12 protein-coding genes and 6 tRNA genes are annotated in these 12,519 nt (G+C 58.9%); 5 read left to right on the forward strand and 13 right to left on the reverse strand.

Annotated elements, in window-relative coordinates; all coding sequences use genetic code 11:
• Window positions 1-36: 36 nt before the first annotated feature.
• Window positions 37-300: a GrxA family glutaredoxin gene (locus ABD806_RS06175; protein WP_344955822.1), complete on the forward strand. Its 264-nt coding sequence runs from the start codon at window positions 37-39 to the stop codon at window positions 298-300.
• A 268-nt stretch (window positions 301-568) separates the two neighbouring features.
• Window positions 569-1,783 carry a pyridoxal phosphate-dependent aminotransferase gene (locus tag ABD806_RS06180; RefSeq protein ID WP_344955825.1) on the forward strand — a complete coding sequence of 405 codons (1,215 nt, stop codon included), beginning with the start codon at window positions 569-571 and terminating at the stop codon, window positions 1,781-1,783.
• 38 nt (window positions 1,784-1,821) lie between these two features.
• Here ABD806_RS06180 and ABD806_RS06185 read toward each other — a convergent pair whose 3' ends face one another.
• Complete coding sequence (locus ABD806_RS06185) at window positions 1,822-2,118, reverse strand: DUF1244 domain-containing protein (protein WP_344955827.1); 297 nt, start codon at window positions 2,116-2,118, stop codon at window positions 1,822-1,824.
• 67 nt (window positions 2,119-2,185) lie between these two features.
• Here ABD806_RS06185 and yfbR point away from each other — a divergent pair, with 67 nt between their 5' ends.
• Window positions 2,186-2,779 carry a 5'-deoxynucleotidase gene (gene yfbR / locus ABD806_RS06190; protein ID WP_344955829.1) on the forward strand — a complete coding sequence of 198 codons (594 nt, stop codon included), beginning with the start codon at window positions 2,186-2,188 and terminating at the stop codon, window positions 2,777-2,779.
• 109 nt (window positions 2,780-2,888) lie between these two features.
• Here the strand turns inward: yfbR and phrB are convergent, their stop codons facing one another.
• The 5 genes from phrB to ABD806_RS06215 all read right to left on the reverse strand — a co-directional run bounded on the left by phrB (window position 2,889) and on the right by ABD806_RS06215 (window position 8,056).
• Window positions 2,889-4,301, reverse strand: coding sequence for a deoxyribodipyrimidine photo-lyase (phrB, locus tag ABD806_RS06195; protein WP_344955831.1), 1,413 nt, complete (start codon window positions 4,299-4,301; stop codon window positions 2,889-2,891).
• Window positions 4,273-5,118, reverse strand: coding sequence for a MerR family transcriptional regulator (locus ABD806_RS06200; protein ID WP_344955834.1), 846 nt, complete (start codon window positions 5,116-5,118; stop codon window positions 4,273-4,275). The genes phrB and ABD806_RS06200 overlap by 29 nt, the downstream gene beginning before the upstream one ends.
• Complete coding sequence (locus ABD806_RS06205; protein ID WP_344955836.1) at window positions 5,108-6,061, reverse strand: YbgA family protein; 954 nt, start codon at window positions 6,059-6,061, stop codon at window positions 5,108-5,110. The genes ABD806_RS06200 and ABD806_RS06205 overlap by 11 nt, the downstream gene beginning before the upstream one ends.
• Before the next feature lie 188 nt (window positions 6,062-6,249).
• Entirely contained in the window at window positions 6,250-6,525 is a 276-nt protein-coding gene (locus tag ABD806_RS06210; protein WP_344955838.1) for a YeaC family protein, read from the reverse strand.
• A gap of 97 nt (window positions 6,526-6,622) precedes the next feature.
• Window positions 6,623-8,056 (reverse strand): glyceraldehyde-3-phosphate dehydrogenase, encoded by a 1,434-nt coding sequence (locus ABD806_RS06215; protein ID WP_344955840.1) that lies wholly within the window; start codon window positions 8,054-8,056, stop codon window positions 6,623-6,625.
• Window positions 8,057-8,680: 624 nt separating this feature from the next.
• Between ABD806_RS06215 and gapA the strand changes: the two genes are divergently transcribed.
• Together gapA and ABD806_RS06225 are read left to right on the forward strand one after the other, a co-directional pair.
• The gene (gene gapA, locus ABD806_RS06220) at window positions 8,681-9,682 is read left to right on the forward strand and encodes a glyceraldehyde-3-phosphate dehydrogenase (RefSeq protein WP_344955842.1); all 1,002 of its coding nucleotides are present in this window, start codon (window positions 8,681-8,683) and stop codon (window positions 9,680-9,682) included.
• Window positions 9,683-9,810: 128 nt separating this feature from the next.
• Entirely contained in the window at window positions 9,811-10,620 is an 810-nt protein-coding gene (locus tag ABD806_RS06225) for a D-hexose-6-phosphate mutarotase (protein WP_344955845.1), read from the forward strand.
• 44 nt (window positions 10,621-10,664) lie between these two features.
• Here the strand turns inward: ABD806_RS06225 and nadA are convergent, their stop codons facing one another.
• From nadA to ABD806_RS06260, 7 genes are all read right to left on the reverse strand, one after another.
• Window positions 10,665-11,726, reverse strand: a complete 1,062-nt coding sequence (gene nadA, locus ABD806_RS06230) for a quinolinate synthase NadA (protein ID WP_344955848.1) — start codon at window positions 11,724-11,726, stop codon at window positions 10,665-10,667.
• Window positions 11,727-11,927: 201 nt separating this feature from the next.
• Window positions 11,928-12,003: transfer RNA gene (locus ABD806_RS06235), tRNA-Lys, on the reverse strand.
• 21 nt (window positions 12,004-12,024) lie between these two features.
• Window positions 12,025-12,100 (reverse strand) — tRNA-Val (locus ABD806_RS06240).
• A gap of 9 nt (window positions 12,101-12,109) precedes the next feature.
• A tRNA-Lys gene (locus tag ABD806_RS06245) sits at window positions 12,110-12,185 on the reverse strand.
• 7 nt (window positions 12,186-12,192) lie between these two features.
• Window positions 12,193-12,268, reverse strand: a tRNA-Val gene (locus ABD806_RS06250).
• 34 nt (window positions 12,269-12,302) lie between these two features.
• Window positions 12,303-12,378 (reverse strand) — tRNA-Val (locus ABD806_RS06255).
• 9 nt (window positions 12,379-12,387) lie between these two features.
• Window positions 12,388-12,463: transfer RNA gene (locus ABD806_RS06260), tRNA-Lys, on the reverse strand.
• Window positions 12,464-12,519: the final 56 nt, after the last annotated feature.

The raw sequence follows: 12,519 nt of genomic DNA on the forward strand, positions 1-12,519 counted from the left end.
ATACTCGCGGCAGTCTAACGAAACAGGAGAAGGCAGATGTTTGCAGTCATTTTTGGTCGCCCCGGTTGCGCTTTTTGTGTTCGCGCCAAAGAACTGGCGGAAAAACTAACCGAAAGCCGCGAAGATTTTAAATTCCGTTATGTGGATATCCACGCCGAGGGCATCAGCAAGGAAGATCTGGAAAAAACCGTCGGCAAGCCGGTGGAAACCGTGCCGCAGATTTTCCTCGACCAGAAACACATCGGCGGCTGCACCGAGTTTGAAGCCTACGCCAAGGAGCACCTGGGCCTGTTCCAGTAATCGTATATTTCGCATCGAGCGGCCTGCGGGCCGCTTTTTGGTTAAAAATCCCCTTTGACCGCAAATTTTAGCGAAAACCCCCTATTTGCCTCTTTTCATCCGTGAACCAAAAGCCCATTATGGGGCCAATACACGATTCCCCTGGCTCGCTTGCTCCCGGATCTATTCCAGCCCCGGCTTCATTCAAATAGGATGAACTTGGCCCGGCATCAAATTGTTAGTCAGCAGTGATCATTGCCAGTTATTGAACACGAGGCCGTTAACACCCATGTATTCCATAGAAAAATCACACAAACTGGATAACGTCTGCTATGACATTCGCGGTCAGGTGCACAAGGAAGCCCGTCGCCTGGAAGAAGAAGGCCATCGCATCCTCAAGCTCAATATCGGTAATCCGGCCCCCTTCGGCTTCGAGGCGCCGGAAGAAATCCTCAAAGATGTGATTTCCAACCTGCCCACCAGCCAGGGCTACTGTGAATCCAAGGGATTGTTTTCGGCACGCAAGGCGGTGATGCAGTATTACCAGCAAAAAGGGCTGCGCACCACCGATCTGGACGATATCTATATCGGCAACGGGGTATCCGAGCTGATCGTGATGGCGATGCAGGCGTTGCTCAACAACGGCGACGAGATCCTGGTGCCCTCGCCCGACTATCCGCTGTGGACCGCCGCCGTCACCCTGTCCGGGGGCAAGGCGGTGCACTATATGTGCGACGAAGAGGCCGACTGGTACCCGGATCTGGACGATATCAAGGCCAAGATCAGCCCGCGCACCAAGGGCATAGTGCTGATCAACCCCAACAACCCCACCGGCGCCGTGTACGGCACCGAGTTCCTGCTGGAAGTGGTGGAAATCGCCCGTCAGAACAAACTGATCATCTTCGCCGACGAAATCTACGACAAGATCCTGTACGACGATGTCGCCCACCAGTCGGTCTGTACCCTGTGTGACGACGTGCTGGTCGCGACCTTTAACGGCCTGTCAAAAAGCTACCGCGCCGCCGGCTTCCGCCAGGGTTGGATGATGTTGAGCGGTCCCAAGCACCTGGCCCGGGATTATATCGAGGGGCTGGAAATGCTGGCGTCCATGCGGCTGTGTGCCAATGTGCCGATGCAGCACGCCATCCAGACCGCGCTCGGCGGCTATCAGAGCATCAACGAACTGATCCTGCCCGGCGGCCGCCTGCGCCAGCAGCGGGACAAGGCCTGGGAGCTGCTCAACGCCATTCCCGGGGTATCCTGCGTCAAGCCCAAGGGCGCCATCTATATGTTCCCCAAGCTGGACCCCAAGGTCTACAAGATCAAGGATGACCAGAAGATGGTGCTGGATCTGCTGCTGCAGGAAAAGATGCTGGTGGTGCAGGGCACCGGCTTTAACTGGCCCAAGCCGGATCACTTCCGCCTGGTCACCCTGCCGCGGGTGGAAGACATCGAAGACGCCGTCGGCCGTATCGCCCGCTTCCTCAAGCACTATCAGCAGTAATCCGGTAGGTCGGCCCAAGGGCCGACCTGCTCACTTATTCAGTCGTGCTTGTTGCTTTTCTCGAAGGCGGCTTTCTGCTCGGCGGTGGCCTCGCCCTGATACTGGGCCTTCCACTGCTCATAGGGCATGCCGTATACGGCTTCCCGGGCCTGATCGTAATCCATTGCCACGCCCCGTTCCTGGGCGGCGGCCAGATACCATTTGCTCAGGCAGTTGCGGCAAAAGCCGGCCAGGTTCATCAAATCAATGTTCTGCACATCCTTGCGCTTGTCCAGGTGGGCGACCAGGGCGCGAAAGGCGGCGGCCTCCAGCTCGGTTTGGGTTTGCTTGTCCATCGTCTTCTCCATTGAACCAAAGGGTGCCATTATAGCCGGAGAGCCGCCCAGACCAACAGGAACGCCCATGAACCGCAGCCACTTTTTTGCCCATATGGCCAGAATGAAGCTGATCCAGCGCTGGCCGCTGATGCGCAACATTGAGCCCGAGAACGTCGCAGAACACAGCCTGCAGGTGGCCATGGTGGCCCATGCCCTGGCCGTTATCAAAAACACCTTTTTCAACGGCCGGCTGGATCCCAACCAGGCTGCGGTGCAGGCGCTGTTTCACGACGCCAGCGAAGTGCTGACCGGCGATCTGCCGACCCCGGTAAAATACTTCAATGAAGACATCGCCCGCGCCTACAAGGATATCGAAAAAACCGCCGAACACACCCTGACCAACATGCTGCCCGCCGAACTGCAGGCTGCCTATGCGCCCCTGCTCAGCGGCCAGCATGACGATGAATACGGCCGGCTGGTCAAGTCCGCCGACATCCTCTGCGCCTACCTGAAATGCGAAGAAGAGCTGACCGCCGGCAACCGGGAATTCGCCCAGGCCAAACAGCGTCTGCACGACATGCTGGAGCAACGGATGAACGACGAAATCCGCTATTTCCTGGAGGTGTTCGTGCCGAGCTTTTCGTTGTCGCTGGACGAGATTTCCACCCCCGAGTTCTGAGCTATGTGGTGGGAGCGGCGACCCTGCCGCGATGATATGCGGCAGCATTCACTCGGCCCAAGGTCCGGCCTCCCACAAGGTAGTGGTCAGCAGGGGAATATGGCCGGGCTCATGGGGCCTCCTGCCGATCCTTGAGGTCATCGAACATGGCGATGGCGTGCCGCCGGGCCCGGGCATGATCCACCACGGGCGGCGGATACGCCTGGGCCATGCCGTGCCGGGTCAGCCACTCGTGGGGCGCATGGATGGCACTGACCGGCACCTCGGCCAGTTCCGGCAGCCAACGTTTGATAAAGCGGCCCTCGGCATCGAAACGCTCGCTCTGGGTGGTGGGGTTAAACACCCGAAAATAGGGCGCGGCATCGGCCCCCGTGCCCGCCGCCCACTGCCAGCCGCCGTTGTTGGCGGCCAGCTCGCCGTCGATCAACCGGGACATGAAGTAGTCCTCACCCCGGCGCCAGTCGATGTGCAGATCCTTGGTCAGGAAGCTGGCCACTATCATGCGCAGCCGGTTGTGCATCCAGCCGGTTTCGTTCAGGCAGCGCATGGCCGCGTCCACCAGCGGATAGCCGGTCCGGCCCCGGCACCAGAGATCGAACGACAGCTGGTTGTTGCTCCATTTCAGGGCCCGGGTTTCCGCCTTGAAGGGCTGATGCATGGACAGGCGGGGGTAGACCACCAGCAGATGCCGGTAGAACTCCCGCCAGATCAGCTCATTGACCCAGCTAAAGCCAGGCTCGCCCCGGCTCAGGGGCAGGCAGCCGAGCTCGGCCTCCACCGCCGCCAGACACTGATTGGGCGACAGCACCCCCAGCGCCAGATAGGGCGACAGCCTGCTGGTGCCCTCGGCATCCGGGTAATCCCGCCGCTCGCCGTACTCCCGGAGGCGTTCATGGCAAAATACCGCCAGCTGTCGGTGCGCGGCCCGCTCGCCGGCAAGCCAGGCTTCGCTCGAAACCTGTCCATCGGGCAGGCTGACGGGGGCCACCGCCAGGGCTTGGCCCTGGGCCCGGGGAGCGGGCAACAGGCGGTAGCCCTCGGCCCGTACCCTGGCCAGCCAAGCCTTGGCATAGGGGGTAAATACCTTGTACATATCACCACTACGGGGCGCCAGGCTGCCATGAGCAACCACGCAGTCACCGTTGTATACCCGGACGGGAATAGACAGGGTCTGCTGTACCGCCCGGTCGCGGCGCCGCTCGTTGACGCCGATCTCCTGGTTGGCATAGAGGGCGTCTATACCCCGTTCGGCCACCAGCCGGCCGAGCAGTTCGGGCACCTCGACAAAGGTGTCGGCCTCCAGCAGGGTGAAGGGAATGCCCAGTGCGGACAGCTCGCTGCTGAGGGCCGCCAGGTTGCGAGCCAGAAAGTCCCGCTGAATGTCGGCCATGCCATGCTGCCGCCACTGGCCCGGACTGGCGATAAACACGGCGCTGAGCTCGGCACCCTCGATGGCGGCCTCGAACAGGGCCGGGTTGTCGGCCACCCGCAGATCAGTTCTGAACCAGATCAAATGGCGCATGCGGCCCCCTTGCGATGTCATTGATACTGACGGCGAACGGCCGGCCCAGCCAGCCCTGCCGTTGATACAGGGTGCCCAGCTCGCCGACAAAACAGCTGTTGTCGGGCCAGTGCGGCGCCATCTCCTTGAACCAGCCGGCGCTCAACCCCGCCCCCAACAGTACCACCAGGCCATCAAACCTCAGTCGTCCGGACACCAGCGGCAACTGCTGCGGTGCCAGCCGTCCCAGGTTGATGCTGCGGCATTCCAGCCCCTGCAACTCGAACTGGGCCATCACGGCACTCAGCTCGTTGACTTGGCCCACCCGCCCCACGGCGATGCGCGGTCCGCTCTGGATGGTCAGGATCTGGTACAGCACCCGGGCCAACAGGGCGCGGGCGCCCTGCTCGATCAGCTCCCGGTCAGGCCGGGCCTGCCTGGCAAGCGCAGCCAGCCAGGGCTCGATCACCCGGCGCAGCAGCAGCTCGGCCGGATACAGGCTGGCCAGCTCATGGAGCTCGGTTTCCAGCCGCCCCAGGTTCAGCGCCTGTGCCGCATCCAGCAGCCGCGCCCTGGCCTGCTCCCAGTTGGAGCCGCCGATCACCGGCTCCGGGCTGGCCAGCAGGCCCTTGACCTGGCCTATGCTCACCCCCTGCTCCAGCCAGTGCAGGATCTGCCTGATCAGGGCGACGTCGTCATCCGAATACAGGCGATGGCCCTTTTCGGTGCGGGCCGGCTTGAGCAAACCGTAACGCCGCTGCCAGGCGCGCAGGGTCACCGGGTTGATGCCGGTGAGCCGGGATACGTCCCGGATCGGGTATTTGGGATCAGATGCCATAACGCAGCCTTAAGGTCTCCGGATGGGGATTGAGGTATACCTGCCGCTGCAGATATTCGTTGGGGTGCTCGGCCAGATAGTGGCGCAACAGGGTTATCGGCGCCAGCAACGGCAGCAGGCCATCCTGGTATTGATGGATGGTATGGGCCAGCTCCTGGCGCTGACGCGAGTTCAGCTGCCGTTTGAAATAGCCCTGCAGATGCTGCAGCACATTGGTGTGATTGTTACGATTGGCCCGGTGGGCGAGTGCCGCCATCAGCCCGGCAATGTAGTGTTCGGCCTTTTGCTCCGGCTCGGCGGACAGGTCCGCCAGCAGTTGCCCCAGCTGCTGATAGCCGCTCCTGTGATGGGCCAGCAGCAGGTATTTATAGCGGCTGTGGAAGGCAATCAGGCTGGCCGGGGTGATCCCCTGGCGGACCAGGCTTTGCCAGTCGTGATAGGCGTATACCCGGGTGATAAAGTTTTCGCGGATCAGGGGATCATTAAGCCGGCCGTCTTCCTCCACCGGCAACAGGGGCTGGCCGCGCATCAGCTCGGCGGCGTAGACGCCGACCCCCGACTTCTCGCTGCCCCCGCCACTGGCGTGATAAACCCGCACCCGCTCCATGCCGCAGCTGGGAGATTTGGCACAGAGGATATAGCCGCTCAGGTGACCGAGCTGGCCGGCCTGCTGCCGGCCGTAGTCGCGCAGCGGTTCGGAAACATCCCGCCCCCTGGAGGTGATCGCGAGGATGTCGGCATCACGCTGCACCAGCCTGATGCTGGGTCTGGGCGAACCCAGGCCGATGGCCATTTCCGGGCAGACGGGAACAAAATCCACCAGCCTGGCCAATTCCCCGGTGCAGAAATCGGAGCGCTTGTGGCCGCCGTCGAAACGTACTCCTTGCCCCAACAGGCAGCCGCTGATCCCTATCTGCACCTTACCCGCATCAAACTTGTACATATAAATCACTCTTGTACAACCATAGCTACACCATAGCCAAGGTTGTACGTCATGGCAAATTTTGTACAACAAATAATGCGAGAGCGACGAGCCCGCCGCGATTATTGTGCGGCACAGGCTTATCGGCCCAGGGGCTGAAAGCAAAAAATCGGCCAGGGGCCGATTTCTATGCTGTGCGGAAAGAGGGGTTATTCGGGCTTGAGGCGGGTGATTTCCTGTTCATCGCGGAACTGGCGGCGCAGTTCGGATTTGCTCTTCAGCACCAGCTCGCCACCCTTGGCGATGGTCATGAATTCGGGATTGTCATTGTGCATCGACTGCCAGGCCAGCACGGCCTGCATGCTGTTTTCTTTCTGCTCGGCGGTCAGGGGATTGCCGTCGGGCCATTTTCCCAGCTCTACCGCTGTCCTTAACCGCTCATATACCTCTCGGGGCATATTGGCGACCACTTGTTGAAACGACATAGTTTGCCCTCCTTTCGGGTATGTCCCGTTAGTGCCCTACTTTACCACCAGAAACACAAAAGGGGCAGCCTGTGCCCCTTTGCGCTACTCACCCGAATTATAAGGCAGGCAGGTCCATCAGGTTGATGCCGGCCATCTTTTGCATGACCCGCACTACCTGGCAGCTGTAGCCGAACTCGTTGTCGTACCACACGTACAGCACGGCACGATCGCCGTCCACTATGGTCGCCAGTGAGTCGACGATGCCGGCGAAACGGGAGCCGACCATATCGGTGGACACCAGCTCACTGCTGGTGCTGAAGTCGATTTGATTATGCAGCGGCGAATCCAGGGCGACCTGACGCAGGTAATCGTTCAACTCTTCAACCGTGGTGGCCTTGTTCAGGTTCAGGTTGATCACCGCCATCGAGACATTGGGCGTCGGCACGCGAATGGAGTTGCCGGTCAGCTTGCCTTTCAGCTCGGGCAGCGCCTTGGCCACCGCAGAAGCGGCACCCGTGCTGGTCAGAACCATGTTGAGGGCGGCACTGCGACCACGGCGATCGCCTTTGTGGTAGTTGTCGATCAGGTTCTGGTCGTTGGTATAGGAATGCACGGTTTCCACATGACCGTTTTTCACGCCATAGGCATCGTGCACCGCCTTCAATACCGGGGTGATGGCATTGGTGGTACAGGAAGCGGCGGACATGATGCGGTCTTCCGGCAGGATCATGTCGTCGTTGACACCGAATACGATATTCTTGATATCGCCCTTGCCCGGAGCGGTCAGCAGTACCTTGGCGGCCCCCTTGGCCTTGAGGTGCAGGCCCAGGCCGGCTTCATCACGCCATTTACCGGTATTGTCGACTACCAGGGCATTGTTGATGCCGTACTGGGTGTAATCGATCTCTTCCGGGCTGTTGGCATAGATAATCTGGATGTAGGTGCCGTTAGCGATGATGGCGTTGTTTTCTTTATCGATTTCGATTGAACCGTTGAAAGGACCATGCACGGAATCACGGCGCAACAGGCTGGCGCGTTTTTCCAGATCGTCGCTGGAACCACGAACCACGATGGCACGCAAGCGCAGACCGTTGCCGTTACCGGCACGCTCGATCATCAGCCGGGCCAGCAGGCGGCCAATACGGCCGAAGCCGTACAACACCACATCCGAAACCTGGGAACTGGTGCCTTCGGCCAGTGCCGGAGCCAGTTCGGTTTGCAGGAAGTCTGCCAAGCCGGACTCATCATTGTGAGTTGCCCAATAGTGCACTGTCAGCTTACCCAGATCGACGGTGGCCGGTGCCAGCTCGAGCTCACTGATGGCTTTCAAGACCGGGAAGCTCTGCTCTACCGACAGTACATGACCTTCATGGCGGCGCACCACACGGTGGGCCTTGAGAATGTCAATGGTAGAGGCGTTCAGCAGTGGCCGACCGTATACACAGGTTTCGATACCCTGGTTGCGATACAGTTTACCGATAAGGGGTTGCATAGACTCCGCCAGTTCCTGGCTTTGTTGCCAAGCGGACAGGTAGCTCTCGTGGGTCATCGACCAGATCCTTTTATTTCACGTAACCGTTTTAGTATGTAGTGGGCAGCATGACGTGCCTCACCTGCTTTGTGTGGAAGCAGGGCTATTTTAGTGGATAGGGGGGGGGATTACCAGATCGGGGCCCGCCAATTGAGCCTCAAACGAGGCTCAAAACATCCTAACTTGGGATAGATCCCCGCCTCTTATTAACAGGCTGTGAGCCGGATCCCACTCATACGCAGGAAGAAAACATCCATTTGAGACCACGCCTTACCCAGAGCGGACAGGGCGGCCACTCGGCGGCTCCTACCCTGCGATAGAGACAGGCTGGCCCCCGGGCAAACGATCATCACCTTGAAAGCGTAAAAGGTGTCAAGGATCAAGGTCCCCCCTGAATTTCACCAACATACTAAAATGAAAATAAGCGTATTTGTTCGCTCCGGCACTCAGCGCTATGCCCTGCCGACATGGATAAAAATGGGTTAGCCCGCGAATAAAAAGAAATTTAATTTCACAAAAGTGTGCTTAATTACAAGATTCACCCCCACTCAAGGTTGACTGAATCGATTTTTTTTGTAATTTTACTAGCATCAAATTTCATAAAACTTACACTTTCATAACTTATAGAGTCAGGTGAATCTTATGACAATCAAGGTAGGTATCAACGGTTTTGGCCGTATCGGTCGCTTCGTATTCCGTGCCGCTTTCGAGCGCAACGACATTGAAATCGTTGCCATCAACGATCTGCTCGATGCCGACTACATGGCCTACATGCTGAAATACGACTCCACTCACGGTCGTTTCAAGGGCACGGTCGAGGTGAAAGACGGCCAGCTGGTTGTTAATGGCAAAACCATCCGAGTCACTGCCGAGCGTGACCCTGCCAACCTGAAATGGGATCAGGCAGGTGTTGACGTGGTGGCCGAAGCCACCGGCTTGTTCCTGACCGATGAAACCGCCCGCAAGCACATCCAGGCCGGAGCCAAAAAAGTGGTATTGACCGGTCCCTCCAAGGACGACACCCCCATGTTCGTAATGGGCGTCAACCACGGCCACTACGACAACCAGGACATCGTGTCCAACGCCTCCTGCACCACCAACTGTCTGGCCCCCCTGGCCAAAGTCATCAACGACAAATTCGGCATCGTAGAAGGCCTGATGACCACGGTTCACGCCACCACCGCCACCCAGAAAACCGTTGACGGTCCTTCCGCCAAAGATTGGCGCGGTGGCCGCGGGGCCGCTCAGAACATCATCCCCTCCTCCACCGGTGCCGCCAAGGCCGTGGGCAAGGTGATCCCCGAGCTGAACGGCAAACTGACCGGTATGGCGTTCCGGGTGCCGACTCCGGATGTGTCCGTGGTAGATCTGACCGTGCGTCTGGAAAAAGCCGCCAGCTATGAAGAGATCTGTGCCACCATTAAGGCCGCTGCCGAAGGCGAACTGAAAGGCATATTGGGCTACACCGATGATGAAGTGGTCTCTACCGACTTCCTCGGTGAAATCTGTACCTCGGTGTTCGACGCCAAGGCCGGTATCGCCCTGAACGACAACTTCGTCAAGCTGGTGGCCTGGTACGATAACGAGATCGGTTACTCCAACAAGGTACTGGATCTGATCGCCCATATCTCCAGATACCGCTAAAAGTTGTTGAGTTATCAGCTTAGAATGGAAGCGGCTTCGGCCGCTTTTTTTCGTTTAATCACACCGGACATCCAAGCATGCTGCCCCAGCTCACCCGAAAAAGTGCCCTTTCGCCCCGGACACAACTGATGTGCAATGCCGCCGGCCTGCCCTTCCTCCAGATAGACAACGCCCATGCCAGCGCCCTGATCAGCCTGTTCGGCGGCCAGTTGCTGCACTACCAACCCCACGGCCAGCCGCCGCTGCTGTGGTTGAGTGAGGCCGCCGTGCTCGATGGCAGCAAGGCGATACGGGGCGGCATTCCGGTATGCTGGCCCTGGTTCGGTAAAGGCGCCGAAGGGGAGCCCCAGCATGGCTTTGCCCGCCTGCAGACCTGGCAGTTGGACAGCTTGGAAGAAACCGAGGCCGGTACCCTCCTGACCCTGGAGCTGACGCCTGAGCTGTGTCCGGACCATCAAGGTGAACAGTGGCGATTAGCACTGGAGATTGAGATAGGTGCCGAGTTGACGCTGCATCTGCACAGCGAGAACAAAGGCACAGCTCCCATGCCGTTACAGGCTGCCCTGCACAGCTATTTTCATTGTGGCCATGTGCACCAATGCCGGATTGAAGGCCTGGGCCATGACTATTTCGACAGCCTGTTGCAACGAGCCTGCTACAAGCCGGTAGAAACGGTATTCCGCGAGCCGGTGGACCGTATTTATGCGGCTCCCGTACCGCTCACCCGGCTGTACAACTCCCACCATGAGACCAGCTTGCGGCATCGGGGCAATGACTGCCTGGTACTGTGGAACCCGGGCCCCCGGGTGCCCGCCGATATCCCGGCCCTTGGCTGGTCGGACTTTGTCTGTGTCGAAACCGCCGTACTCGGGCTTCAAGGCCTGGCGGCCGGCGACCGGCATACGCTGTCACTTAGCTGTTCAGTTCGGGGGATATAAAGAAAGCAGACAAAAAACCGGAGCCTGGGCTCCGGTTTTTTTTATCAGGCGTTGCCTTTTACCTTGAGCTTGAGCTGTTCGGCAAAATTAAGCATGCGATCGAGGGGGATCAGGGCCTTTAGCCTGGTCTCCTCATCCACATGAATTTCGTGGCTGGCACCACCCTCTTGCAGGGCGTCCCGGATCGCCACCAGGCCGTTCATCGCCATCCAGGGACAATGGGCACAGCTGCGGCAGGTGGCGCCGTTGCCGCCGGTGGGCGCTTCGACCATCTCCTTGTCCGGACAGGCCTGCTGCATCTTGTAGAAGATGCCTTTGTCGGTGGCCACGATCAGCTTGTTCTGGGGCAGGGTCTGCGCCGCCTTGATCAGCTGGCTGGTCGAACCCACCGCATCGGCCAATTCGACCACTGAAGGGGGCGATTCGGGGTGCACCAGCACGGCCGCATCGGGGTGCTGGGCCTTCAGCTCTTTCAGGGCCTTGGCACGAAACTCGTCGTGCACGATGCAGGCGCCCTGCCAACGCAGCATGGAAGCGCCGGTCTGCTTCTCGATATAAGCGCCCAGATGGCGGTCCGGTGCCCAGATAATCTTGTGACCTTCGCTGTCCAGGTGCTCAACAATTTCCAGGGCGATGCTGGAGGTCACCACCCAGTCGGCCCGAGCCTTGACCGCCGCCGAGGTGTTGGCATAGACCACCACCGTATGATCCGGATGGGCATCGCAAAATTCGGTGAATTCCTCAATCGGACAACCCAGATCCAGGGAACACTCGGCTTCCAGGGTGGGCATCAGCACGGTTTTTTCCGGGCTCAGTATCTTGGAGGTTTCCCCCATGAAACGAACTCCGGCCACTATCAGGGTTTCGGCCGGGTGGTTTTTGCCGAAACGGGCCATCTCCAGGGAGTCAGACACACAGCCCCCGGTTTCCTCAGCCAGCGCTTGGATCTCGGGATCGGTATAGTAATGGGCAACCAGGACCGCATTCTTTGCCTTCAGTAGCGTCTTGATCTCATCCTTTAACTGCAGCCGCTCTGCGCTGGTGAGCGGTGCCGGCTTGGCCGGAAAGGGGTAGTCGAATTCGATAATATCGACGGCTTCAGTCATGACCTTATCCCAGTAACTCGTATCCAAACACTTCAATATGCGGACGATTATAACGCCGGTCACGCCTTAACCCAATCGGTTAGCAACAAAAGAGTCATAAATTGCGGTAATTATGCAGAAAACAAGGGAGAAACAGGCGACATCAGGTAGGAAAGCCGTATCATCGGGACGCTATGACAACTCAGGCGGGGATTCGGGCGATGGTGGGTCGTGCAGGATTCGAACCTGCGACCAATTGATTAAAAGTCAACTGCTCTACCAACTGAGCTAACGACCCGTCAAAACGGTATTAATAAGATGGTGGACGCTACTGGGATCGAACCAGTGACCCCCTCCTTGTAAGGGAGGTGCTCTCCCGGCTGAGCTAAGCGTCCGGGCAAAGATGGTGGGTCGTGCAGGATTCGAACCTGCGACCAATTGATTAAAAGTCAACTGCTCTACCAACTGAGCTAACGACCCAAGTTCGTGGTGGGTGGTACTGGGATCGAACCAGTGACCCCCTCCTTGTAAGGGAGGTGCTCTCCCGGCTGAGCTAACCACCCACAAAACTTGTGCGCGTTTGTGAAAACGCAAAACTGGTGGACGCTACTGGGATCGAACCAGTGACCCCCTCCTTGTAAGGGAGGTGCTCTCCCGGCTGAGCTAAGCGTCCGGGTAAAAATGGTGGGTCGTGCAGGATTCGAACCTGCGACCAATTGATTAAAAGTCAACTGCTCTACCAACTGAGCTAACGACCCAAGTTCGTGGTGGGTGGTACTGGGATCGAACCAGTGACCCCCTCCTTGTAAGGGAG

The organism is Zobellella aerophila, assembly GCF_039539325.1.
GTDB lineage: Bacteria > Pseudomonadota > Gammaproteobacteria > Enterobacterales > Aeromonadaceae > Oceanimonas > Oceanimonas aerophila.